At 64.9% G+C, this 24,817-nt stretch carries 21 protein-coding genes; 8 read left to right on the top strand and 13 right to left on the bottom strand.

The genetic code is table 11. The features are described from left to right. The first annotated feature begins 128 nt into the window (after positions 1–128). Both ybaK and GGD61_RS22410 read left to right on the top strand, forming a co-directional pair. Complete coding sequence (ybaK, locus tag GGD61_RS22415) at positions 129–602, top strand: Cys-tRNA(Pro) deacylase (RefSeq protein WP_018317021.1); 474 nt, start codon at positions 129–131, stop codon at positions 600–602. A gap of 18 nt (positions 603–620) precedes the next feature. Then, a complete protein-coding gene (locus tag GGD61_RS22410; protein WP_092261696.1) occupies positions 621–1,706 on the top strand; it encodes a HupE/UreJ family protein in 1,086 nt (361 codons plus the stop codon). 10 nt (positions 1,707–1,716) lie between these two features. Here GGD61_RS22410 and GGD61_RS22405 read toward each other — a convergent pair whose 3' ends face one another. After that, a complete protein-coding gene (locus GGD61_RS22405) occupies positions 1,717–2,400 on the bottom strand; it encodes a GntR family transcriptional regulator (RefSeq protein ID WP_092261695.1) in 684 nt (227 codons plus the stop codon). 153 nt (positions 2,401–2,553) lie between these two features. Here GGD61_RS22405 and tcuA point away from each other — a divergent pair, with 153 nt between their 5' ends. Both tcuA and tcuB read left to right on the top strand, forming a co-directional pair. Beyond that, positions 2,554–3,945: an FAD-dependent tricarballylate dehydrogenase TcuA gene (gene tcuA, locus GGD61_RS22400; protein ID WP_183231155.1), complete on the top strand. Its 1,392-nt coding sequence runs from the start codon at positions 2,554–2,556 to the stop codon at positions 3,943–3,945. After that, positions 3,932–5,032, top strand: a complete 1,101-nt coding sequence (tcuB, locus tag GGD61_RS22395; protein WP_092261693.1) for a tricarballylate utilization 4Fe-4S protein TcuB — start codon at positions 3,932–3,934, stop codon at positions 5,030–5,032. Before tcuA ends, tcuB begins: the two co-directional genes overlap by 14 nt. Positions 5,033–5,036: 4 nt before the next feature. Here the strand turns inward: tcuB and GGD61_RS22390 are convergent, their stop codons facing one another. The 3 genes from GGD61_RS22390 to GGD61_RS22380 form a co-directional block, all read right to left on the bottom strand. Next, on the bottom strand, positions 5,037–5,711 hold the full coding sequence (locus GGD61_RS22390; RefSeq protein ID WP_092261692.1) for a triacylglycerol lipase: 675 nt from the start codon (positions 5,709–5,711) through the stop codon (positions 5,037–5,039). Positions 5,712–5,716: 5 nt separating this feature from the next. Next, a complete protein-coding gene (locus GGD61_RS22385) occupies positions 5,717–9,121 on the bottom strand; it encodes an acyl-[ACP]--phospholipid O-acyltransferase (RefSeq protein ID WP_183231154.1) in 3,405 nt (1,134 codons plus the stop codon). A gap of 333 nt (positions 9,122–9,454) precedes the next feature. Further along, positions 9,455–9,721 (bottom strand): hypothetical protein, encoded by a 267-nt coding sequence (locus GGD61_RS22380; protein ID WP_183231153.1) that lies wholly within the window; start codon positions 9,719–9,721, stop codon positions 9,455–9,457. Positions 9,722–9,771: 50 nt separating this feature from the next. On the opposite strand from GGD61_RS22380, the gene GGD61_RS22375 reads away from it, so the two are divergent. Further along, positions 9,772–10,404, top strand: a complete 633-nt coding sequence (locus tag GGD61_RS22375) for a TetR/AcrR family transcriptional regulator (RefSeq protein WP_026201775.1) — start codon at positions 9,772–9,774, stop codon at positions 10,402–10,404. 13 nt (positions 10,405–10,417) lie between these two features. Here GGD61_RS22375 and GGD61_RS22370 read toward each other — a convergent pair whose 3' ends face one another. The 5 genes from GGD61_RS22370 to GGD61_RS22355 form a co-directional block, all read right to left on the bottom strand. Continuing rightward, a complete protein-coding gene (locus GGD61_RS22370) occupies positions 10,418–12,136 on the bottom strand; it encodes an autotransporter domain-containing protein (protein ID WP_246785979.1) in 1,719 nt (572 codons plus the stop codon). Beyond that, on the bottom strand, positions 12,100–13,107 hold the full coding sequence (locus tag GGD61_RS40570) for a hypothetical protein (RefSeq protein WP_246785978.1): 1,008 nt from the start codon (positions 13,105–13,107) through the stop codon (positions 12,100–12,102). Before GGD61_RS40570 ends, GGD61_RS22370 begins: the two co-directional genes overlap by 37 nt. A gap of 268 nt (positions 13,108–13,375) precedes the next feature. Further along, entirely contained in the window at positions 13,376–14,689 is a 1,314-nt protein-coding gene (locus tag GGD61_RS22365) for a GGDEF domain-containing protein (protein WP_183231152.1), read from the bottom strand. A gap of 249 nt (positions 14,690–14,938) precedes the next feature. Then, the gene (gene pncB, locus GGD61_RS22360; RefSeq protein ID WP_018317032.1) at positions 14,939–16,243 is read right to left on the bottom strand and encodes a nicotinate phosphoribosyltransferase; all 1,305 of its coding nucleotides are present in this window, start codon (positions 16,241–16,243) and stop codon (positions 14,939–14,941) included. Between the two features lie 87 nt (positions 16,244–16,330). Then, positions 16,331–17,251 carry a LysR family transcriptional regulator gene (locus tag GGD61_RS22355; RefSeq protein WP_018317033.1) on the bottom strand — a complete coding sequence of 307 codons (921 nt, stop codon included), beginning with the start codon at positions 17,249–17,251 and terminating at the stop codon, positions 16,331–16,333. 101 nt (positions 17,252–17,352) lie between these two features. Here GGD61_RS22355 and pcaH point away from each other — a divergent pair, with 101 nt between their 5' ends. After that, positions 17,353–18,141, top strand: coding sequence for a protocatechuate 3,4-dioxygenase subunit beta (pcaH, locus tag GGD61_RS22350; RefSeq protein WP_018317034.1), 789 nt, complete (start codon positions 17,353–17,355; stop codon positions 18,139–18,141). Positions 18,142–18,144: 3 nt separating this feature from the next. After that, positions 18,145–18,771 (top strand): protocatechuate 3,4-dioxygenase subunit alpha, encoded by a 627-nt coding sequence (gene pcaG, locus GGD61_RS22345; RefSeq protein WP_092261686.1) that lies wholly within the window; start codon positions 18,145–18,147, stop codon positions 18,769–18,771. Between the two features lie 24 nt (positions 18,772–18,795). Here pcaG and GGD61_RS22340 read toward each other — a convergent pair whose 3' ends face one another. After that, positions 18,796–19,407, bottom strand: a complete 612-nt coding sequence (locus GGD61_RS22340) for an NYN domain-containing protein (RefSeq protein WP_018317036.1) — start codon at positions 19,405–19,407, stop codon at positions 18,796–18,798. 355 nt (positions 19,408–19,762) lie between these two features. After that, positions 19,763–20,668 carry a helix-turn-helix domain-containing protein gene (locus GGD61_RS22335; protein WP_092261685.1) on the bottom strand — a complete coding sequence of 302 codons (906 nt, stop codon included), beginning with the start codon at positions 20,666–20,668 and terminating at the stop codon, positions 19,763–19,765. Between the two features lie 50 nt (positions 20,669–20,718). Between GGD61_RS22335 and pobA the strand changes: the two genes are divergently transcribed. Then, positions 20,719–21,891 carry a 4-hydroxybenzoate 3-monooxygenase gene (gene pobA, locus GGD61_RS22330; protein WP_018317038.1) on the top strand — a complete coding sequence of 391 codons (1,173 nt, stop codon included), beginning with the start codon at positions 20,719–20,721 and terminating at the stop codon, positions 21,889–21,891. Positions 21,892–21,916: 25 nt separating this feature from the next. Here the strand turns inward: pobA and GGD61_RS22325 are convergent, their stop codons facing one another. Both GGD61_RS22325 and GGD61_RS22320 read right to left on the bottom strand, forming a co-directional pair. Beyond that, positions 21,917–24,067 carry an adenylate/guanylate cyclase domain-containing protein gene (locus GGD61_RS22325; protein ID WP_092261684.1) on the bottom strand — a complete coding sequence of 717 codons (2,151 nt, stop codon included), beginning with the start codon at positions 24,065–24,067 and terminating at the stop codon, positions 21,917–21,919. 20 nt (positions 24,068–24,087) lie between these two features. Beyond that, the gene (locus GGD61_RS22320) at positions 24,088–24,756 is read right to left on the bottom strand and encodes a hypothetical protein (RefSeq protein ID WP_177237423.1); all 669 of its coding nucleotides are present in this window, start codon (positions 24,754–24,756) and stop codon (positions 24,088–24,090) included. Between the last annotated feature and the right edge of the window lie 61 nt (positions 24,757–24,817).

Raw genomic sequence — 24,817 nt, 5'->3', positions numbered from 1 at the left:
AGCCAAACTCTTCCCTGGGGTTATGGGTCCCCGCGTACGCGGGGACGACAACGGAGAGCGTGGCGGGGAATTGTACCCCTACATCGTCATCGCTTCGCTCCTCGCAATGACGGTGCTAAACGTGGCCCATGTCCAAGGTCACCCCCGCCACTCGCGCGCTCACGGCCGCCGGTGTTGCCTTCACCGTCCATGCCTACGACTATGATCCTGACGCCGAGAGCATTGGGCTGCAGGCGGCCGCCGCGCTCGGTGAAGACCCGGCACGTGTCCTCAAGACGCTGATGGCGCTGGTGGACGGCAAGCCGGTCTGTGTGGTCGTGCCGTCCGACCAGGAGGTCTCGATGAAGAAGCTCGCCGCAGCCGCGGGCGGCAAGTCGGCGCAGATGATGAAGCCGCCGGAGGCCGAGCGCGTCACCGGCTACAAGGTCGGCGGCATCAGCCCGTTCGGGCAGCGCAAGCCCATTCGCGCCGTGATCGAGCAGAGCGCGCTCGCGCATGATCTCGTCTATCTCAATGGCGGCCAGCGCGGGTTGCAGGTGCGGCTCAAGCCGGGCGACGTGAGGGACGTCGTGAAAGCGGTCGTCGCGGATGTGCTGGCGTGACGGCAATGGAGCGCGATCATGAGGCGGCCACCGCTACTGTGGTTCGCGATCTTGCTTGTGGTCTGCCCGTCGGCTGAGGCGCATCAGATCAATCTTGTGACCGCGCGCGTGGCCCTCACCGCCGGTCGCACTGTGAACGTCGAGATGGGATTGAAGGGCAGCGATGTCGATCGCCTGATCGGCACGAAGATCCATGATGCGGGGCAGGATGCGGTCGACCCGGTCGCGGTCGAAGCGGCCAAATCCGCAATCATCGATTATCTCGGCCGGCACCTGGCCGTCACAGGCGGCGGTACGGCTTGTTCGGCGGGCGATGCCGCGATCCTGCCTGATGGTGACGGTATCGTCTATCGCAACAGCTTTGCTTGCGCGGACGCAGCCGGCGACATCGTCTATCGCTCCACCGTGCTGACGGAGAAAGACAAGACCGCGCGACAGGTGGTGCTGATCGCGCAGGGCAGGTCCGAGGCGCAGGCCTTGCTCGATGCCGACAATACGACGGTGACGCTCTCGACGGCGCCGCCATCGCCGTTCTCGATCATGCAACGCTATTTGCTCACCGGCATCGAGCACATCTTTCTCGGTTACGATCACATCGCATTTCTGGTCGCGATCGTCTTGTGGGCGCGACGGCTCTTGCCGGTCGTCAAGATCGTGACCGCTTTCACCATCGCCCACTCCCTGACATTGTCGCTCGCGGCGCTGAATGTCCTGGTCATCCCGAGCCGCATCGTGGAGCCGGCGATCGCGGCCTCGATCGTGTTCGTGGCGGCCGAGAATTTCTTCTCGCGGGACGTCGACAAGCGCTGGCGCGTGGCTCTTCTGTTTGGTCTGATCCACGGCTTTGGCTTCGCCGGCGCTCTTCACGAGATCGGCCTGCCGCCGGATGCGATCGTCCCGGCGCTGGCCGCCTTCAACATCGGCGTCGAGATCGGGCAGATCGCGATCGTCGCGCTGATGGTGCCGATACTTGGCCTGTTGGACCGTGTGACTATGGTCGGGCCGGATGAGCCGGCACGCGCGACGAGACTGGTCTACTCGGTGTCCGCGGCGATTGGGCTGCTCGGTGGATATTGGCTGCTGACGCGCGTGCTCGAGGCGTGATCGGGCCGGCCTACTGCTTCTGTAACAGCTTCAGCCGGCAGCGCAGCGCCTCGCGGATGTGTGCGCGGGCAAGCTGCTCTGCTTTGTCGCCGTTGCGCGCGGCGATGGCGTTGATGATGGCCTGGTGCTCGCCATGGCTGGACGAGGGGCGGCCCGATACGGAGAAGGTGGTCGGGCCGAGCAGGGCGATCCAGTCCTGCAATTCCCGCGAAGCGTTGTCGAGATAGCGGTTGCGCGCGGCCCGGCATATGGCCTCGTGGAAGCTGCGATTGAGTCTTGCCATCTCGGCCGCGTCCGCTGCGGGAGCTTCGACAAAAGCCTGCTCGATATCCCGGAGCGCATCGACCTCGGGCGCCGAAGCGTGTTCAGCGGCAAGGCGCGCCGCGGCGCCTTCCATGATCTCGCGCATGGCGTAAAGCTCGAGAACCTCGGAGATGTCGAGATTGCGCACGATCAGCCCGCGGCCGCCGGCGGGCTCGACGAAGCCGCGCGCGGCGAGCCGGCCGAGCGCTTCGCGCACCGGGGTGCGGCTGACCTTGAGCCGCTGTGCGACCTCTTCCTCGCGCAGGCGATCTCCGGCGCGGTAGTTGCCGGCCTGGAGTGCTTCGCAGAGCGACCGGAATACGGCCTCGCCGAGCGCAATGCTGCCGCCGCGCGCGATTGATCCGCCTGTCTTTGCCGGGCGCCTCGCCATGTTCCCTCGACGCAAGGCGCATCCTGCCCATGCAGAGATGTCGCTTGCACAGGTTATGTATATCTTTGTATACAAAGGTACGCAATGGCGGTGCGGGTGACCGGTGCCGCCGGTGGATAGAATGTCTCCACTTCGTCGTATCGGACGGACGGCATGAGCAGCAAATACGACGTGCTGGTGATCGGCGGCGGCAACGCGGCGCTGTGCGCGGCGATTGCGGCACGGCGCGGTGGTGCGTCGGTGCTGGTGCTCGAAGGCGCGCCGAAGTTCTATCGCGGCGGCAATACCCGCCACACCCGCAACATGCGTTGCGCCCATGACGCCGCAACCGAAATCCTGACCGGTCCCTACACTGAGGACGAGTTCTGGGAGGACCTGCTGCGCGTCACCGGCGGGCAGACCGACGAGGTGCTCGCGCGCCACATGATCCGCGAATCCAAGGACATCCTGAACTGGATCGTGGAGCAGGGCGTGCGCTGGCAGCCCTCGCTCGGCGGCACGCTGAGCCTCGGCCGCACCAATTCCTTCTTCCTCGGCGGCGGCCGGGCGATGCTGAATGCGCTCTATCTCACCGCCGAGCGGCTCGGCGTCGAGGTCGAATACGACGCCGAGGTCACCGACCTCGTGATCGAAGACGGCATGTTCCTCGCCGCGCGCCTGAAACGGCCGATCAAGGGCGAGACCGAGATCCGCGCGACCTCGCTGGTCGCGGCGGCCGGCGGGTTCGAGGCCAACATCGAATGGCTGAAGCAATATTGGGGCGAGGCCGCCGACAATTTCCTGATCCGCGGCACGCCCTATAATCGTGGTTCGATCCTGAAGATGTTGCTCGACAAGGGCGTGCAGGAGGTCGGCGATCCCACCCAGTGCCATGCGGTCGCGATCGACGCCCGCGCGCCGAAATTCGACGGCGGCATCATCACACGTCATGACTCCGTGGTGTTCGGCATCGTCGTCAACAAGCACGCCCAGCGCTTCTACGATGAAGGCGAGGACATCTGGCCGAAGCGCTATGCGATCTGGGGCCGGTTGGTCGCGGCGCAGCCCGACCAGATCGCCTACATCATCTTCGACCCCACCGTGGTCACGAGCTTCATGCCGACGCTGTTTCCGCCGATCGCCGGACAGACCGTGGCCGAGCTCGCCGGCAAACTGGAGCTCGACCCGGCAGCGCTGGAAAAGACGATCGCCGAATTCAACGCCGCGGTGCTATCAGGCACCTTCGACCACACGATTCTGGATGATTGCCGCACCGAAGGCATCACGCCGCCCAAGACGCACTGGGCGCGCAAGATCGAGACGCCGCCTTATCTCGCCTATCCGGTGCGGCCCGGCATCACCTTCACCTATCTCGGCACGCGCGTGACCAAGGAGGCGCGGATGCTGATGGCTGACGGCAAGCCGTCAGGCAACATGTTCGCCGCCGGCGAGATCTTGGCCGGCAACGTGCTCGGCAAAGGCTACGCAGCTGGCATGGGCATGACCATCGGCAGCGTGTTCGGGCGGATCGCGGGACGGGAAGCGGCAAAACATGCACGGAACTAGGATCCTGGACGAAGCCGACCGCCTGATGACGGTCTGCAATTCCTGCCGCTATTGCGAGGGGCTGTGCGCGGTATTTCCCGCCATGGAAATGCGCCGCGCCTTCTCGGACGGCGACCTCAACTATCTCGCCAATCTCTGCCATTCCTGCGGCGCCTGCTACGTCGATTGCCAGTTCTCGCCGCCGCACGAGTTCAACGTCAACGTTCCCCAGACGCTAGCGATTGCGCGCGCGGAATCCTATGCCGCTTATGCCTGGCCGAGGGCGCTGTCCGGCGCCTTCGCGCGCAACGGTCTGGTCATCAGCATCGTCGCTGCGCTCAGCATGGCAGTTTTCATCCTCGGCTTTGCCGCTTTGAATGACCGCAGCGTTCTGTTCGGCGTGCACAGCGGTCCTGGTGCGTTCTACAAGCTGATGCCGCACAACGCGATGGCCGCGCTGTTCAGCGCCGCATTCCTCTTTGCGATCCTCGCACTGATCATGAGCGTGCGCGCCTTCTGGCGCGACATCGGGCCGCCGATCGGCGGTCGCGCCGATGGGGGATCAATCTTCCGGGCGATACGCGATGCCGGCGAGCTGCGCTATCTCCATGGCGGGGGCGTCGGCTGCTACAACGAGGACGACAAGCCAACCGACCGGCGCAAGCTGTACCATCATCTGACGTTCTACGGCTTCATCCTGTGCTTTGCGGCGACATCGGTGGCCACACTCTATCACTACTTGCTTGCGCGCGAGGCGCCGTATCCTTGGTGGGATCTGCCCGTCGTGCTCGGCTCGCTCGGCGGCATCGGCCTTGTCGTCGGGCCAGTCGGGCTGTTCGTCGCGAAGCTGCGCAGGGCGCCGGAACTGCTCGACGAGAACCGCTACGGCATGGATGTCGGCTTCATCGCCATGCTGTTCCTGACCGGGCTCACCGGCATGGCGCTTCTGGTCCTGCGTGAGACCGCCGCAATGGGGCCATTGCTGGCGCTGCATCTCGGCGCGGTGTTCGCGCTGTTCGTCACCATGCCCTATGGCAAGTTCGTGCACGGCATCTACCGTTTCGCCGCGCTGGTGCGCTACGCGCAGGAGCGGCGGACTGCAGGGTGACCCGTTACTTCGGTTGAAAGCGGCCCTCGCGCAGGAAGGCGATGGTCTGCGCGATCGCGGCGGCGTGGCGCGGAAGCCCGGTATGCGACGTCTTCACGACGATATGGTCGGCCATGCCGGCCAGCCCCGTGCTTTGCACCGAGACCCGTCCGTCATTTGGCTTAGGCAGAACGAGCAGGCCGGCGACGGGATCGATGAAGCGGCTTCCGGCGATCACGCCGACCGGATAGTCGATGGCGGAGAGGGCATTCGGCGCGGTCGCAGGCGTGGTGGTGAGCTCGAGCCCGGCTGGCCCGTAGAATTTGCGATAGGGCAAAGATCCCCGCAGGAGATCGGCGACCTCGCTGCCGCTGTTCGGCGTGCCCAGCATCACGACGCGGCCAAGCCGGGCCGGCCGGTGTTTCGCGATATAAGCGCGCGCGACGAGCCCGCCCATCGAATGCGCGACGAAATGCAGCGGTGCGTCGCGCTCGGCGAAACGGGTGATCGCCGGGTGGATATCGTCCGCAAGCGCGGCGATCGGCTTGCTGCGGCTGGGATAGTCGATGTTGAGCGTTGCGAAGCTGGCCGCACGGAGCGCCTGCTCCAGCCTACTTAGGGATGCCGAGGTCCGCGCGATGCCGTGAAGCAGAACCACTCCCGGGCATCGCGCGTCGCCTGAATGAGGCGCCTCGTGCATCTGTCTTACGCCACCTCGCGCTCCGGCGCGGACGCCTGCTCGCGCGCCATCGTCGTCGCGGTGACGTAGTCGGTCTTGCCGGTGCCGAGCAGCGGCACCTTGTCGACCACCAAGATCGCCGCGGGAACGGTCAGTTCGGACGCGCCGATCGTCTTGGCCTGGCCCTGCATTGCGCTGCGCTCAGCGTTCTTCTCCGTCGTCAGCAGCACGATGCGCTCGCCCTTGCGCGGGTCGGGGATCGAGACGGCGACCGATGCGGCCTGCGGCCACAACGTCGCGGCGATGCTCTCGACCGCGGACAGCGAGACCATTTCGCCGGCAATCTTGGCAAAGCGCTTGGCACGGCCCTTGATGGTGATGAAGCCGGCGGCGTCGATCGCCACGATGTCGCCGGTGTCGTGCCAGCCCTCGGGAAGCTTTTCGAGCACGCCCGGATTTTCGGCCCTGAGGTAACCGAGCATCACGTTCGGCCCGCGCACCGAGAGGCGCCCGCCTTCCTCGATGCCGGGGACAGGATCCAGCCTGCTTTCCATCAGCGGCGAGAGGCGGCCGACGGTGCCGGGGCGGTTGGCCATCGGCGTGTTCATCGCCAGCACCGGCGCCGTCTCGGTGACGCCGTAGCCTTCGAGGATGCGGATGCCATAGCGCTCCATGAACACCTGCCGCGTGCGGTCCTTGACCGCCTCGGCGCCGGCGATCACGAGGCGCAGGGTGCGGAAGTCGTAGGCGTGCGCCGAGCGGGCGTAGCCGGTGAGGAACGTATCGGTGCCGAACAGGATCGTGGCGCCGGTCTGGTAGATCAGCTCGGGCACGATCCGGTAGTGCAGCGGCGAGGGGTACATGTAGATTGGAATGCCCCCGAGCAGCGGCATCATCATCCCGCCGGTCAGCCCGAACGAATGGAACACCGGCAGCACGTTGAACACCTTGTCATTGGCGTTGGCATCGACCCGCGCCAGCGCCTGCGCCGCGTTGGCGAGGATGTTGCGGTGGGACAGCACCACGCCCTTGGGCGTGCCTTCCGAACCCGACGTGAACAGCACGACGGCGGGGTCGCTGGCCTGGCGGGCGACGCGCGGCGCGGTGCCTGCGAGCAGGCCCTTGATCTTGTCGGCTGTCCCGATCGAGGAGCGGACGTCCTCGAGATAGACGACCCGGGCTTCCGCGGAGATCGCAGCCATCAGCTTGTCGAGTTTGCCTTTCTCGATGAAGGCCTTCGATGTCAGCACGGTCTTGACCTCTGCGGCCTTCATGGCCGCGAGGACGTTGACCGGGCCGGCCGAGAAGTTGAGCATCGCCGGGACCCGGCCGATGTTCTGCAGCGCCATGAAGACCACGGCGACGCCTGCGGAATTCGGCAACAGCACGCCGACATTCTCGCCCACGGCGGTGCCGGTCTCGAGCTTCCGGCTCAAGACCTGCGCGCCAAGGATCAGCTTGCGATAGGTCAGCTTGGTACCGAGCGCGTCCTCGATGATGACCTTGCCGGTGTCACGGTCGCGATAGGCGTGTCCGAGCGCTTCGAACAGGGTGTGATCGAGCATGGCGTTCTTGACCATCGCATCGATCATCACGTCCTGGAGTGCGGCGCCGGCGGCGTTGCGGCGCGCCTTGCCCTTCAGCGCCGGGTCGACCGGCAGCTTGATCGGCGGCAGGATGGTGACCGTCACACGCGGGAACCACGAACGCTTGATCTGGCTGGAGTTGAGATAGCTGAGATGCGAGCGCTGCGCGCCTTCGATGCGAACGGGTACGACCACCGCATCGGCCTTGTCCGCGATCATCGCGGTGCCGTCATAGACCTTCATCAGCGAGCCCGAGACGGTGATGCGTCCTTCCGGAAAGATCACCACCGGCTCGCCGGCGGCGACCAGCTTGATCAGGTCGCGCGCAGCCAGCGGCTTGCTCGGATCCATGGTGTAGTGCTTGACGACGCGCAGGAACGGCTTGGCCCACCAGGCCTTGGCGATGCCGGTGTCGACCGCGAAGCTCGCGTCGATCGGCAGCACGGCGTGGAGCAGCGGGCCATCGATCAGGCTGACATGGTTGGGCGCGATCAGCATGCGCGTGCCGGCAGGCGGCAGGTTCTCGAGGCCGCGAACCTCGGTGCGGAACAGTGCGCGCAACAGCAGTCCGCCGAAATCGCGCACGCCTTCCTTGCCCCATTTCGTCAGCACGAACCAGACTGCGCCGAAGCTGGCGACGCCGAGCCCGAAGAAGATCCAGCCGATGTGAAGGCCGGCCGCCTGCAGCAGCGCGACGAACAGCGAGCCGACCACCATGAAGGCGGCCTGCAGCACGTTGCCGGCGGCGATGATGCGGGCGCGCTCGGACGGTGCCGACCAGGCCTGGACCGCGGCAAAGGAGGGAACGACGAACAAGCCGCCGCCGAATGCGAAGGCGACGAAGTCGACGAGCATACGCAGGCCTGCGAACGAGGTCGCGAAGCCGGCCGCGGTGATGTCCTGACCCTTGGCGGTCACGCCGATGGCCCAGGCGAGATCGAGGCCGGCAAACCCCATGATGATGGCGCCGATCGGGACCAGCGCGAGGTTCGGGCGAACGTGGCTGAGGCTGGCAGCGAACAGTGAGCCGATGGCGATGCCGATCGCGAAGATCGCAAGGCACAGCGTCACCACGCCCTCGGTGCCGCCAACGACATCCTTGACCAGCGCCGGCAGCAGCGACAGCACGATCGCGCCGACCAGCCAGAACCAGGAGACGATCACCGTGCCGTCCCACAGCCGGTGGTCGGCATGCAACGTCCTAAGAAGGCTCACCGTTGAGGTCCAGGGATTGGCGTCGACGGGCAGATCGGGCGCCGACGGCGTCGTCTGCGGAATGCGGGAGGCGAAGGCCCATGACAGCAAGGCCAGCACGACCACGGCCGATGCGACCCAGCCCATATGCGCGGATCCCGCCACGAACTGGCCGCCGGCGACGGTGCCGAGCAGGATGGCCATGAAGGTCGCGCCTTCGACCAGCGCGTTGCCGGTCGCGAGTTCGCCGAGCTCGAGCTGATCCGGCAGCATGGCGTACTTTACGGGCCCGAATAGCGCGGCGATGGTGCCGAACAGGGCGAGCGCTGCGAACAGGAGCGGCACCGAGTGCAGGAAGAAGCCGGCGGCGGCAAAGCAAGCAGCGAAGATCTCGGCGAACTTGAGCCGCCTTGCGACGACGGATTTGACGTATTTGTCGGCGAGCTGGCCGCCGAGCCCGGACAGGATGAAATAGGGGAAAATGAAGACCGCGCCTGCCACCGTCACCAGCGCATCGCCGTGCCCGGTTGCGGCGCTGTAAAGCAGGATGATGACGAGTGCGTTCTTGAGCACGTTGTCATTGAGCGCCGAGAAGAATTGCGCCCAGAACAGTGGGGCAAAGCGGCGTGACGACATCAATTCCCTGATCATGACTAGTCCTGTTTTGGAAAGGCAGAATGAGGTTCGTTACGTTGTCTTTGAAGCGTCACGACCGGAAGGGGAGGGGACGAACGATTGCGGGCGCTGATGGCCGGCCTGCCTTGTCCCCTCGATCCCTCTGATCCTGTTGGTCTCCAAGCGGCGTCGTTAGGTTCGCAAAATATCTGGGCGCGCCTTACCGGGTATGCGCCGAGCGATGAGGAAAAGCTGAACCGCGTCACTGAAGTCTGGCAAGATCGGCCGCGAACATCGGGACATGGTGAGTCCTTCCTTGCAACCAGTTCTTGCATTCGAGACGACCTGCGTGTGCAGGTCGGGTGCGCCTCAGGTGAGATGGGCGAGGTGACGAAAGGGCGAGAGGCGGCGGAGCAGGCTGATCCGGCGGCCGTCCTGACGGGCACGCGCGCGGCTCGCCCGCCACATCCGGAAGGTCGCCCGGCGTTCTGTCAGCACGCCAGCAATGTCGCAGGCATTTGCGATGCGATCGATCGGCGTCATGGCGAACCGCAGCAGGGCGCGGCCAAGGCCGGTCACGAGGGCTGTGGCGTCGTCGACGAAGGTGGCGGCGATATCAACAGCGAGGGTTTGCATTTTGGTCGTCTCCAGGTTATTTGAACAATGTTCACATGAGTAGCTCGAAAATGAACAATGTTCAAGAAGAATCGTTGCGGGATCAGAAAAAGAATCGGCGGCGGCTCCAGATCCTGGAGATCGCGCGGGGGATTATCGCGACTAAAGGATTGAGATCGTTGAAGGTTCGGGATGTTGCCGAGGCCGCCGGCTGCTCCGTTGGCAGCGTCTACAACGAGTTCGGCGACTTCGACGGGGTCATCCTGACCGTCAATCGGGAGACCGTTCAGGCGCTCACGGCCCGGCTTCGCGGGGTTCCGGCCGAAGATCCCGTTCGCCAGCTCTACGGGCTTGCCGAGACCTATCTCGAATTCTTCGCGGAGCACGCCAATCTGCTGCGCTCGCTGTTCGAGCATCGGATGGAGGACGACCGTCCTTATCCCGACGACATCCTGCAGATGGTGATGGACGCTTTTGCGCTGATGCATCCGCCCCTGGTGCGGCTGCTACCGGATGCGGATGACGTGAAGATCGCGCTGTTGTCGCGCACCTTGTTTTCTGCCGTGCACGGAATCATCTCGCTCGGTCTCGAGGAGCGCATGGTGGCCGTGCCGCCGCAGATGCTGCGTCAGCAGATCGAGCAGTTCGTCGACGCCCATCTCGCCGGCCTCGGCATTCTGCCGGTCGGCGCGCGGAAGTCTTGATCGGGCGCCGGTGCTACCAGGCGTATCGCAGGCTCGCGGTGCCGGAATAGGTGGTGCTGCGGGCCGCGAACTCGCCGTCGAACTTGGCCGACAACGCAACACCGTTCGTAAACTTCAGCTCGGCCCCGGCCGATGCAAGCGCGGCGTCCTTTGCCGGCGTCGCGCCTTGCACGATGAAGCTCGCGCCGGGCAGCGCCTGGAATGCGGCGACGAGCGTCGGATCGCTCACCCAATCATGGGCCCAGGCCGCGCGGCCGCGCAACGTCAGGACCGCGTTCGGTGCGACCAGTGTGGCGCGATCGAAGCGCGCGCCGAGTTCGCTGCGCGTGTCGGAGGCCGTACGCCCCCGATAGGTCAGGCCGAAGCCGCTGCCGGCCAAATCGGTCTCGGTATAAGTCGGCGTGCGAAACGCCTGCACCTGTGCTGCCGCATATGGCGTCAAGCCGCCAATCGGCGTCGCGAAGCGATAGCCACCCTCGATGCGGCCGCCGACGGTCTGCGCATCGAACTTCGCGGTCAGCTGGTTGCTGAACGGCGCCAGGCGGTCCGTCGACATCCAGTGATTGGCCACGGCGAGCGAGGCGGCGAAATAGGCAGGCCCGTTGCGGACCACGGTGTAGACGCCGGCCTGGATCGCCTCGCTCTTGCCGCCACCGAGCGCCTGCGCGAGATCCCATCTGGTGCCGCCGCCGGAGAGCGCAAAGCCGACGATCGCGTCGCGGCTGAAATGATAGTCCGCACCGGCCGCGACGCCGCCTGCGCGCGCGCCGAGGTCGTGGCTGCCGATCACGATCGGATCGCCGCCGGTCTGGTTGGTGCCGCCGAACGCCGCGCCCCAGGCGGTCCAGCGCTCGGCAAAGGTCGGCGCCTTTGCCGTCGGCGCGCCCAATATCTTGTTGTAGGCGAGGGCGGCATCGTCCGGCATCGCGGCGCGATCGGTGTTGAAGCCGAGTGCGGCGTCGCCGGTGCCGACGTTCACGCCCCTGCGTCCGCTGACGAATGGATCGAGCATGAGGCCGAGGAACTGACTCGTGAACTGGAAAGCGCCCTGCTGGGCCCCGGTCGCCGCTTCTCCTGAAAGCTGATCCAGGCTGTAGCGGAGCTGCGCGTCGCTCTGGCCCGCGAAAGACGACAGGAAGGGCAGGTTCGGGCCGAATGCGCTCAGCGCGCCGGCCACCTCCTTCTGGTTCTGCGTCTGGGCGATCGAGAGGAAAGCGGCATTGTTGTAGTTGAGCGTCAGGAAGACGCTGAATCCGTCATAGCTGAGGAAGGACGCGAACAGCTGCGGATTGTATCCGCTGACAGTCACACCAGAGAAACTACCGGTGAGGCCAGCCGTCGTGCTGAGGATGGTGTACTGCGTCGAGGGATTGTAGGCGCCGGCAATCGTGTTAGCGGCGACGGTGCCGCCGGTCAGCGTCGCGCTCACGGCGGAAATCTTGTCTGATTGTCCGGCCGCGTTGACCGAGATTGCGTAGGTTGACCCTGACTGGAACGCCGCATTGCTGTTGACGACGAGTTGACCGAGATTTCCGGGCGCGACCCTGCCGCCGGACAGCACCGTGAGCGATCCGATCATGCCGCTGCCACTGAGCGTGCCGCCGCTCACCACCGTCCCGATGTTGGCCATCGTGCCGTTGACAATGAGGGTGCCGGCCTGGACGTTCATGGCGGCCGCGTCCATCGTGGTGCCCGTCAGCGTCCAGGTCGAACTGCCGGTCTTTTCCAGCATCTCGAAGTCCTTGAACTGGCGGCCGCACCGAATGTGCCGAGGTCGAACGCCGCGTTGGCGGTTCCGCCCAGGCGCAACGTGTCCATTCCGCTACCACCCACGACCCAGCCCGTGATGTTCGATCCCGCGCGGAGCTCGAAGACGTCGTTGCCGCCCTTGAGGTCGACAGCCGTGCTGACAATGTTGTTGATGATCGTGCCGGCGTTGATGACGGTGTCCTGACTGTTAGAGCCGAAGATTGCGGTGCCCGAGGCATTCGATATCGTGCCGGCGTTGTTGATGGTGTTGCCGTCTGCCGCGCCGTTGAGCTCGATGGCCGCCGGGCCGTTGCCCTGGACGAGGCCGCTCGACAGGACATTCACTTGGTTGCTCGCGGAGCCGGCGAAGATGCCGATGCCAGAGGTTCCGGCAGCGCCGCTTCCAACCGTACCTCCGATCACGATGGTGTTGTTGCTCGAACCGGACAGACCAAGCCCCGTCGAGCCGAGGGCCGGTGACCCGGTTGCGGCACCCCCATCCACGGTAATTGTATTGTTGCCTCCGCCTGACACGATGATGCCGTCGCTGTTGGCTGGCGCGACCGATGCGTTGTTGAAGATCCTGATCGAGCTGTTGGATGCTGTTTGAAGCACAATGCCCGCAAAAGTGGGGTCATTCACTGAGGTCGCGGTGGTGCCGTCGCCGATGTTGATGGTGACGCCGTTGACCACGGGGAATGTCTTGATCTGGGTGTTATTCCCGACGCAGGTGATCGAATCACCCGATTGAAGCGTCGTCAGCGTGCCGGCTCCGGTCACCACACACACCGCTTGCGCCGGCGTGATGAACCACGGTAGCGAACCGCTTGCGGCGAGGGCGCCGATCGCGGTGCTCAGAAGTAGCATGCGCCGCCGGGGCGTGTTCGAGCGGACGATATTGCGCGGGGTTAGCAAACGATTCCAAGGCACTTCCAAACTCCTCCTGCGGCGCAACCCGTGGAATCGCGCCGCAAATATCGGGCAGTGCCATGCTTAGAGAAGGAGGCGCCGGCCATCGTGGCCCGGCGCGCAATGTGATGTGTCCGAATGCGAAGAGCGCCGCTTTTTCAAAGCCATGTGGCCGCGACGTCACAACTGCGCCGTATCACTGCACTGTCCGGCGCGCCAGAGTGGACCGAGACGTCATCGGGTCGGTCTGAGGCGAACTCACCCGATCGCAATGTCGGCCGACCGTCGAATTGAAATGATGCGCGGGCGGCAATCAGCCTTGCGCGGCGGCGGCTTCGCGGTGCCAAGGCGCGACCACGACGACGTCCGGTCGCCCGCCATCGACCTGAACGCGGTTGCGTCCCTTTTCTTTGGCGCGGTAGCAGGCCGCATCGGCGCGCCGCATTGCATCCTCGAGCGTGATGTTGCGATCCGCGATGCAGGTGACGCCGATGCTGGCGGTCACCGCAAAGCAGCGATCGTCCCAGGCGAAGTTGAACAGCTCGAGCGCTCGCCGCAGCCGTTCGGCGATGTCGACCGCGTTCGCAGGCGAGCACTGCGGCAGGATCAGGCCGAATTCGTCGCCGCCCAGCCGGGCCACCAGGTCACGCGGATGCCGGTCCTGTTGCAGGAGGCGGGAGACCTGGCAGAGCAGGCTGTCGCCGGCAAGGTGCCCGCAGCTGTCGTTGACGTTCTTGAACTGGTCGAGGTCGAGCAGGATCAGGCCCAGCGAACCCGCCGCGGCAACGTCCAGCTCGCTTTGCAGGCGCGCCTCGAAGGCGCGGCGGTTGGACAGGCCGGTCAGCCAGTCGTGCGATGCCTGCCACGCCAGGCGTTCTTTCTCGGCATGCAAGGCATCTTCGAAGGCCTGCCGCTGCAGCACCAAGCGCCTGGTGTGCCAGATCAGGAGCAGGATCAGCGCCGCGGCGGTGACGATATTGATGCCGGTCAGTGCCAGCTTGATGGCGCGGGAGCCTTCGCCGAGCACCGTGGAGAACCGTTTGGCATGCACCGTGAATTGGGCGTTGAGCTCGGAGAGCCGCGATGACAGGACTTGCAGGCGGTTCGTGTCCTGAATGGGTCCCTTCGCGAGCTCGGACCGGATGACCTCGCCGAACACGCTCAGCTCCAGCAGCATCGGATCGGTGGCAGCCCACTCGCGGATCGCGTCCTGAAGGAAGCTGACGCGGTTGAAGTAGCGAAACAGCCAGATCAGTCCCGGCACGTCGTCGGGATGGTTGCCGCCTTGCAGGAAGCCGATGCGGGCGGCCTCGACGTCGACCGGATCACGCTCGAGTGCCCAGCGCGCGAACTCGTCACCGATGGGAACGGCAAGCGAGGCCTGGTATTGCGTGAACTGGCTGGCATCGCCCGAATGCAAGTAGAGATTGAGGAAATAGACGGCGTTCTTCTGCGAGCGCGACCACATCGCTTCGCCCGCGACATAGGCGCGGACCGACGACATCACCTCGAGACTGAATCCCGCGATCGCCGCCTGGAGCACGACGACCATCACGAAAGGCGATACGAGCTTGATGACATGAAGGAAGCTGTGTCCCTTCGTCGACGTCGCTGTTCTGCGAAACACCCTGCGTTCCCCAAATCGCGCAATGACCCCCAGCGGAGCGCTGCGCCTGCAACGCCAAGTAGAGGATATGGTTGCTTAACTCGGCCTGAAAGGCGCGGGAGACTGCATCGCAGGGTGAAAGCGCTGTGAAGCCGATATGCGCAGATCGCTTCAAATGCCGGTAAATAGGACAAGGCGCCGCATCGACGAACGAATGCCTCGCATTCGTCGTGCGCGGTTTACCCGATCGAGAGAGTTTCGTCGGTGCCGTTAGACCAGCACCGGCTTGCGGACGCGGCCGGCGTCGCCGAACACGCGCAGATACCGCTCGATCTCCGAGGGCATGCCGGTCGCCTTCTCCGGATTGTCGGAGAGCTTGACGGCCGGATGGCCATCGACCGACGACACCTTGCAGACCAGCGAGATCGGATCGAGATTGAACGAGCCGTCCGGCGGGCAGCCGACGAAGTCGTTGGTGAGGTTGGTGCCCCAGCCGAAGGAGAGCCGCACCCGGCCGGCGAAGTGGTGATAGGTCTCCTCGATCGAGCCGACATCCATGGCATCCGAAAAGACGAGCAGCTTGTCCTTGGGATTGCGCCCCTTCCTTTCCCACCAGGCGACGATCTCCTCGCCGGCCTGGATCGGCGGCGCGCTGTCGGGGCGGAAGCCGGTCCAGTCCGCGACCCATTCCGGCGCATCGCGCAGGAAGGCCTTGGTGCCGAAGGCGTCGGGCAGCGCGATCAGCAAATTGCCGCCGTAAGTCTGGCGCCACTGGTCGAGAATGCGATAGGGCGCCCAGCGCAACTCCTCGTCGTCCCTGGCGAGTGCCGCGGCGACCATCGGCAGCTCATGCGCGTTGGTGCCGATGGCTTCGAGATCGTTGTCCATCGCGAGCAGCACGTTGGAGGTGCCGATGAAGGACGGACCCAGGCCTTCCTTCACCGCCTCCACACACCAGCGCTGCCAGAGGAAGCCGTGACGCCGACGTGTGCCGAAGTCGGACAGGCGCAGATTCTCCAGCTTGCGCAGCCGCTCCACCTTGGTCCACAGCTTGGCCTTGGCGCGGGCATAGAGCACGTCCAGCTCGAAGCGGCCGCGGCCCTTCGTCGCCGCGCGCGAGCGCAGCTCGTTGAGGATCGCGAGCGCCGGGATCTCCCACATCGTGGTGTGGGTCCACGGTCCGTGGAAATGCAATTCGTATTGGCCCTCGACCTTGCGCAGCTCATACTCGGGGAGGCGGAATTCGGCCAGCCAGCGGATGAAGTCCGCCGAGAACATGTGGGTCTTGCCGTAGAAGGTGTTACCAGCCAGCCAGATCAGCTCCTTCTTGGTGAAGCGGATGGTGCGGGCATGGTCGAGCTGGGCGCGCAGCTCGCCTTCGTCGATGATCTCGGCAAGCCGCACATGGCGCGAGCGGTTGATGACCGAGAAGGTCACCTGCTGATCCGGGTAGTCTTCCCGAATCATTTGCAACATCAATAGCTTGTAGAAGTCGGTATCAAGCAGGCTGCGGATGATGGGGTCCAGCCGCCAGCTGTGATTGTAGGTCCGGCTCGCAATATCGGTCACTGTCATGGGGGGATTTTAGCGCGGCGGCCCGCGCGCAACCAGTGGGTTTGGCGAGGGGTGGTCTTCCGAAAGGCGGTATCGGCGATCAGGCCTTCAAGCCTTGGCGGCCGTCGCTGCGACCGTCTCGAGCTGGCTCCTGACCCAACGATGAGCCGGATCTTTCTGATAGCGCTGGTGCCAGACCATGAACATCGGCAGCTCGGCCAGCGTCCGCGTGCGGGACGCCAGCGGAATCCGCGTTTGCGCGAAGCCGCGCATCACGCCGGATGCGAGCAGGCTCGGCATGCTCGCCAGCATCTGCGAGCCGCGCAGGAAGGACGGCACGCCGGAAAAGCTCGGCACCGAGATCGCGATGTCGCGGTGAAGACCGTTGGCCGCCAACCGGCGGTCGAAATCGAGCCTCTCATTGTCGGTATAGACGACGGTGATGTGGCGCGCGGCGAGATAGGTGCTGCGGCTGGCCGGCGCAGTACGCGCCTTGGCATCGAAATAACAGACGTAATGATCCCTCAGCAGGCGCTTCTGCACGATGTCGATGCCGGACGGCGGCAGCGGCGTGATCAGGAGATCGCAGCGGTTCTCACGCAGCATCGCGGGGGAGGGCGACTGCGAGGGGATCACGCGCAAATTCAGGCTCTTCACCTGGCCGGCGACATGATCGAAGAATCGGGGCAGCAGCAGATCGCGCTGGAAGTCATTGGCCGCGATCGTCAACGAAAGCTGCGCGCGCGGCGGCTCGAAGCTGACGCCGCCGGCAAAGCTTCGCATCTCGTCGATCAGTGCGCGCGCCTTTGCGGCCAACGCTTGCGCGTGCGCGGTTGCGACGATGCCGCGGCCGGACTTGGCGAACAGGGGATCGCCCGCGATCCGCCGCAGCTTGTTCAGGGCGTGGCTGACGGCGGATTGCGTCAGGCCGAGCCGTGTGGCGGCAGCCGTGACCGAGCCTTCCTCCAGCACCGCAAGGAACAGCTCGAGGGCGTGGCCGTCGAGGGCCAAATGATCGATTTCTTTCATGCAATATATTATAATCAATCTATTTATCTGAGGAATAGACCGGCTCATGATCTCCCGATAAGCCGCGCGTCCGGACCCCGGGCGCCCCAGGGAGAGACACGATGAATGCCCAGGCGCCAGCCTTGCGGGATCCCCGCCTCAATCGCCCCGAGCCCCTGACGCCGCCGCTTGGTGATGGCGGCTTCTTCCAGCGCGATCGTTCGATCCATCCGCCCGCGCATGCGCCCGGTTACAAATCCTCGGTGCTTCGCTCGCCGCGGCAGTCGCTGCTGTCGCTGGAGGGCTCGGTCTCGGAGATCACGGGGCCGGTGTTCGGCCACAACGATCTCGGTCCGCTCGACAATGATCTGATCCGTAACTACGCCAAGGACGGCGATCCCGTCGGCGAGCGCATCATCGTCCACGGCCGCGTGCTGGACGAGACCGGCCGCGGCGTTCCGAACACCCTGGTCGAGTTCTGGCAGGCCAACGCCGGCGGCCGCTACCGGCACAAGAAGGACACCTATCTGGCGCCGGTCGACCCGAATTTCGGCGGCTGCGGGCGCGCGCTGACCGACGACACCGGTTACTATTATTTCCGCACCGTGAAGCCGGGGCCCTATCCCTGGCGCAACTACGTCAACAGCTGGCGTCCCGCCCACATCCATTTCTCGGTGTTCGGTTCGGGCTTTGCGCAGCGGCTGATCACGCAGATGTATTTCGAGGGCGATCCGCTGATCCCGGTCTGTCCGATCCTGACGACGATTCCGGACCAGGATGCGCTCGACCGCCTCGTGGCGCCGCTCGACCTCAACGCCTCGGCGCCGTTCGACTCGCTGGCCTACCGCTTCGACATCGTCCTGCGCGGCCAGCGCTCCACCTATTTTGAAAACCGCACCGCGGGGAACTGAGCCATGCCGCAGCCGCTCAACTATCTCAAGGAAACCGCCTCGCAGACGGCCGGGCCCTACGTCCATATCGGCTTGATCCCGGCGATGGCCGGCTTCGACATCTTCGAGAAGAACTTCTCGAATGTCCTGACAACGCCGAATACAGAGGGCGAGCGCATCACGCTGGAAGGCAAGGTGCTCGACGGCACCGGTACGCCGCTGCGCGACGTGCTGCTGGAGATCTGGCAGGCCAATGCGAGCGGCCGCTACAACCATCCGGCCGATCGGTCGGCCGGCGCGCTGGAGCAGGAGTTTCGCGGCTGGGGCCGCGCCGGCTCGGACTTCGAGAGCGGCCTCGTGACCTTCGAGACCATCAAGCCGGGCGCAATCGTCGACAAGGCGGGCCGGACATGCGCGCCGCACATCAATGTCTGGATCGTCGCGCGCGGCATCAACATCGGCCTCAACACGCGGCTCTATTTCTCGGACGAAGAGACCGCCAACGCCGCCGACCCCGTGCTCAACCTGATCGAACAGCCGTCCCGGCGCTCGACGCTGGTCGCCAAGCGCAGCGAGCGCGGCGGCAAGGTCGTGTATTCCTTCACGATCCATCTGCAGGGGCCGGAGGAGACGGTGTTCTTCGATGTGTGAGGATCTGGCCGCCGTCCGGCAGGATCACTCCACCGGATCGCCGCGATTGATCGCTCCGCGGGCGAGGAATTGCGGCGACTGACGCATTTCGCGCGATCCCGGCCGGTCGACCGGATCGCGCCCCACTTTTTGTCTCAGTTCTGCCAGGTCAATGAATACATCGGCCTGCCGGCGCAGGTCGTCGGCGACCATGGGTGGCTGAGTGGAGAGTGTGGAGACGACCGTCACGCGGACGCCGCGGCGTTGCAGGGCTTCCACCAGCGAACGAAAATCCCCGTCGCCCGAGAACAGCACGATCTGATCGACGTGCTTGGCGAGCTCCATCGCACTTACGGCGAGATCGACATCCATGCTGCCCTTCACCTTGCGGCGGCCCGTGGTGGCGTCGACGAACTCCTTGGTGAGCTTGGTGACGACGGTGTATCCGTTATAGTCGAGCCAATCGATCAACGGGCGGATCGACGAATATTCCTGATTCTCGATGAGGGTCGTGTAGTAGAAGGCCCGCAACAGCACACCCCGGCTTTGGAATTCGCCGAGCAGACGCCTGTAATCGATGTCGAAGCCGAGCGCCTTGGAGGTGGCATGGAGATTGGAGCCATCGATAAAGAGTGCGATCTTCTCAATCGAAGACATTGTGCTCAAATCTCCAGTCCACACGAAAGCTGGCCGATCAGCTGTCGGGGTACGGTATGTCGGCCGGAAAATACTGAAGGCGCCGATGGCTTGCTGAAAAAGCGGCGCAGACGACCGGACAGGGGTGGCCGTCTTGCGCCAAGGTAAGGGAGGTTCCATGCCACCAGCGCCAGGGCGCCGAATGCAGCCACGCTAAGGCGCGAGCAGGCCCTGCTCAATTGTACTGAGGTAAGGGGCTTCTATGCAAAGGATAGGACCCGATATACGAAGGTAAGTGGCTGCACCGGCAGCAAAGGCGGCCATTGCGGCAATGTCGCCTTCATCCATGGGCGCGCTCGGTCTTTCGTCCGACGTGTCAACCTTCATCGCCATGCAGCTGCGCGCGGAAGGCGCGCGGCGACACTCCCGTGGCTGCGGCATAGACCCGGCTGAAATAGGCGGGATCCTCGAAGCCGAGCGTGTAGGCAATCGTCGAGATCGGCAAATTGGTGTAGACGAGGTTGCGCCGCGCCTCGCGGATCAGCCGGTTGAGGATGAGGTGCGAGGCGGTATCACCGGTTGCCGCCCGTGTGATCCGGTTGAGATGTGTCGGCGTCACCGCCAGCGCCTCGGCATAGTCCGCGACGCTCCAGCGTTCCAGGTGATGCTGCTCCAGCAGCGCCTCGAAACGGCGGAACAGGCTGGATTCGACCGTGCCGTTGCCGCCGCTCTCGCTGGTCAGCGCGCGGGCCACCAGCCCGATCATGGCCGACGACAACGCCCGCAGCACATGTGCGCGGCCGAAATCGCGCGCGGCGTGTTCGGCGAAGATCTGCTTCATGGTGGTGCGGATCTGCGGCGTTCCGCGCACCACGGCTGAGCGGGCCAGTGCACCGCGCAGACCCTCGGCGGCAAGCAGCGCCTCGTCCAGAATTTCCGCGGCGATGGTCAGCACCCAACCTTGCGTATCCGGCACGAAGCGGAAGCCGTGGACGTGACCGACAGGCACGTTGACGATCTGCATCGGCTTCAGCTGCACCACGCGCCCGTCGAGCGTCGCCTCGCCGCCGCCGCGCTCGATCAGCAGCACCTGGTGCAGCCGGGCATGACGGTGCACGGCGAGGGTCCAGTCGTGCAGCACCGAGCGGGACGCAATGGTCTCGCAATGCACGACGTCGGGCAGATCGCCGGACTCGCCGAACAAATTGTAGACCCGGATCGTCGGGGCAGGGAGCGCGCTTCTCATGTTCGAATAGTACAAGACAATGGCGAAACCCTCCATCGGTCTGCGCCGCCAAATCTGCAAAAAAGTGCCGACGGGAGGACGCGAAAATGAAGGTTCAGGTCTGTATCATCGGCGGCGGGCCGTCCGGGCTGTTGTTATCCCAGCTGCTGCACCTCAAGGGCATCGACGCGGTCGTGCTCGAGAAATACAGCCGCGACCATGTGCTCGCCCGCATCCGCGCCGGCGTGCTCGAACATGGCTTCGCCGAGCTGATGCGCGAGGCGCAGTGCGGCGAGCGGATGGACCGCGAAGGCGAGATCCACACCGGTTTCGAGATCGCCCATGACGGCGTGCTGTCCAAGATCGATCTGCACAAGCATTCCGGCGGCAGTTCGGTGCTGGTCTACGGCCAGACCGAGCTGACGCGCGATCTCTATGAGGCGCGGGACCGCCTCGGCGGCAAGGTCGTGCACAATGCGCAGGACGTGACGCCGCATGATCTGACATCGGACCGCCCCTACGTGACCTATCGATCGAACGGCGAGACCGTCCGCGTCGATTGCGACTACATCGTCGGCGCCGACGGTTTCCACGGCGTCAGCCGCAAGTCGATCCCGAAGGATGTGCTGCGCGAATATGAGAAGGTCTATCCGTTCGGCTGGCTGGGGGTGCTGTCGCGCACCAAGCCGGTGTCGCCCGAGCTGATCTATGTGAAGCACGAGCGCGGCTTTGCGCTCTGTTCGCTCCGCTCGCAGGTGCTGAGCCGCTACTACGTCCAGGTGCCGCTGACCGATAAGGTCGAGGATTGGAGCGACGATGCGTTCTGGGCCGAGCTGAAGCGCCGCTTGCCGGAGGAGGTCGCCGGCAAGCTGATCACGGGGCCGTCGATCGAGAAGAGCATCGCGCCGCTGCGCAGCTTCGTCGCCGAGCCGATGAGCTATGGCCGCCTGTTCCTCGCCGGCGATGCCGCTCACATCGTGCCGCCGACGGGCGCGCGCGGGCTGAACAGCGCGGCGTCCGACATCTACTATCTCTATCACGCCTTGCTCGCGCATTATCAGCGCGGCGATGATTCCGGGCTTGCCGGCTATTCCGCCAAGGCGCTCGCGCGGATCTGGAAGGCGCAGCGCTTCTCCTGGTGGATGACGATGCTCTTGCACCGCTTCCCCGACCGGCTCGAATACGAGGACCGGCTTCAGCAGACGGAATTGGACTATCTGCTCTCGTCCGAGACGGCGCAGCGCCTGCTCGCGGAGAATTACGTGGGACTGCCGTTTTAGGCGCGGCGCGTCTGGGCTGACGTCGCTACTTCCCTTCCAGCGTATTGACCGGGGTCCAATCTGGCGGCGGTGGATTCGCGGTGAATGCCGTCGCGCGCTTCGCAAACAGCGCTGACGCCGGATCAGTCTCCGCCATCTGCCCGAAGGCATCAGCCGCCTTCGCAAAATCCCGCGCGCGCCAGCGCGCCAGTCCTTCAGCATAAGCTGCGGCGACCTTCGCCTGCTCGGCGCCTTCCGCGCCTTTCTCCGCCAGCGGCTCGAACACCCTGATGGCTTCGCCGCGCCCCAGCACCCTGATCGCATCCAGCTCGCGCCAGGCAAAGGCGTCGCCGCTCTGCGTCATGGTCGTCTCCGAGGCCATGATCGCGGTACCGTAATATTTGTTGGCGCCCTCGAGCCGCGAGGCGACGTTCACGGTGTCGCTCATCACGGTGTAGTTGAAGCGGCGGCGCGAGCCGATATTGCCGACCACGGCTTCGCCGCTGTTGAGCCCGATGCGATGCGACAGGCCGTGACCGGCGAAGACGGGATTGCCCGCATTGAGCTCCGCCAGCTTCTCATGGCACTTCAGCGCGGCGCGAACGGCGTTGGCGGCGTGTGCGGGATCGTCGGCCGGCGCGCCGAACATCGCGACGATGGAATCGCCGATATATTTGTCGACGTAACCGCCATGGCCTTCGATGATATCCGTCATGGCGGACAGATATTCGTTCATCAGCGTCACCAGTTCTCCCGGCGTCATGGTCTCGGCAATGGACGAGAAACCGCTGAGGTCGGAGAAGAACATGGTGACGTTGCGCATCTCGCCGCCGAGCGCCGGCATCTTGCCGGAGGTGACCATGGTCTCGATGACCTCGGGCGCGAGGTAGAAGGCAAAGCTCTTGCGCAGGAAGCGCTCGTCGCGATCGGCCAGCATGAATCGGTAGCCGATCATGATCGCGAGCGCAGCAAGGCTCGCGAGTGCCGGCTCCGTCAGCGGCAGCGCCAAGGCATGGACGAACGCGCTGACGGCTATGGCTGCATAAACGAGGGTGAGAGCGGACCACGTGAGCAGCGCGCCACTCGGTGCGAGCAGGCAGGCCGCGCAGGCGATGATCGCCGCGAACGCGATCGTGAGAATGGTCCGCATTGGGAAGCCGAGCTCGGTCACGGCATCGCGCTCGATCAGATTTCGGACCGCGGTGGCGTGCACGAACACACCGGCGACGTCGCTGCGAGACTTTTGCACAGTGCTTGCCGGCGCGGGCAGGGCACATCGTGCCGCCGGCGTGCCGTCATACCCGCCGGAGAGGCGCATCGAGGTGAGCTTGCGGTCCTCGAAATTCAGGACCGTACCGAGCAGCACGACCTTGCCGCCGAAAGCGCGGCGAAAAAAGTCGCGGTCACCCTTTTCGACGCAGGCGCGCAGATCGACGAAGGAGAAGGTCGGGATGTCGCGTCCCAGCCCTCGGAAGTTGAGCGTCATTGTATTCGGCACGGCACTTGGGATCGCATAGCCGGACAATTCGGTCGCGCCAGAGGGCGCAATCTCGGGCTTTGCGCCCGTCGCGCGCGCAGTGAGCTCGACCGCCATCGCGGGGACCGGCCGGCCCTCGATGGCAAAGCTCAGCGGCATCCGTCGGATGACGTCGTCGTGGTCGGTGTGGACATTGAGTGCCCGCACGGTGTTGCGCACGGCGACTTGCTGGGCGCGATAGGGCACTTCCGGATGGTCATTGCTCAGGATTTCGCCGAGCACCAATTTGCCGCTATCGGAGATTTGCCGGAGCGCGATCAAGTAATCCCGATCGAATCCCTTCATGCGGCCGCCAACGGCGGTGTCGCCAAAAGGAATCTCCGATTGCTCGATCGAGCTCGGAAAGATGACGTCGAAGCCGATCACCTTGGCGCCGCCCTCGGTGACGCTGCCGAGCACCCGGCCGATCTCGCGCGTCCAGGTCTGCGTCGGCGATCCCTTGAACGGTGGCGTGTCGTAGGTTTCGCTGTCGATCGCCACGACGACGACCGGCGATGTCGCGATGTCGCGGCTGTCGCCGAGAAGCCTCCCGCGCATCGCCGTGAGGATGTCGAGCGAAAGGCCTTGCAGGGTCTGAAGCGGCGGCGACGTGAAGATCGCGCCCGTCACGAGCGCAATCAGGGTCGCCGCAACGATGTCCCGTCCCCCGATCCGCCGCATCGCCCGGTCGCTAGGTCTGCTTATTCGAGCCGCAGCAGGCGGCCGATGATCGGGGTCGGCGAGGCGGTCGCGCTGGCATCGACCTGGAAGGTGTAACGCTTGGCCCCGAGGCTTGCGAGATAGCTGCCGCCCGGGGTCAGCGACTTCCCGGCCTTGGCAAAGTCGTAGAACTTGCCGCGGATCATGATGTCGTTCTTGAGCGGCACGCTGATCGTGGGTTCCTTGCCGTCGGTGCGCTCGATCACCAGCGTGCTGCCGCTCTTGGCCTGGATCAGGGGCGCGACGCCGTAAATCGTCGGCAGCTTGGACGGTGCGCTCTTGGCATCGGACCGCATGGTCCGGAACGTGGTCGCCGCACTCTGGTTCGCCTCGCGTTCGGAGAGCTGCGCCGCCTTGGTGTCACAGGGCACCTTGGCACGCTGCACGTCGCCGAGCTGCACGGTGCTCTGCTCGGCGCCGACCATCACGACGCCCTCGCTGATGGTCTCGCGCAGGCAGGATTTGAGATAGCTGAGCGTAATGCTGGCCTTGGGCCCGAGCTTGATGATCTTGCCCGCGGCGACATAGTCCATGAACTCGACGCCATCGACCTTGCCTTGCACATCCTCGACGATCGCGGCCGGCGTCTCTGCCAAGGCAGGGGCCGCAGTACAGAACGCGCCGACAACAGCGCCGATCAGGCTTCTCATGACTGTTCTCATTCAATTCGACCGATAATTTTTGCTAGGTCTCCGTCCCGGTGCGATTTTT

The sequence above is a fragment of the Bradyrhizobium sp. SBR1B genome, assembly GCF_014198205.1.
GTDB lineage: Bacteria > Pseudomonadota > Alphaproteobacteria > Rhizobiales > Xanthobacteraceae > Bradyrhizobium.
Note: the sequence above shows the minus strand (reverse complement) of the source record. Positions and strands in the feature narration are given on the sequence as shown.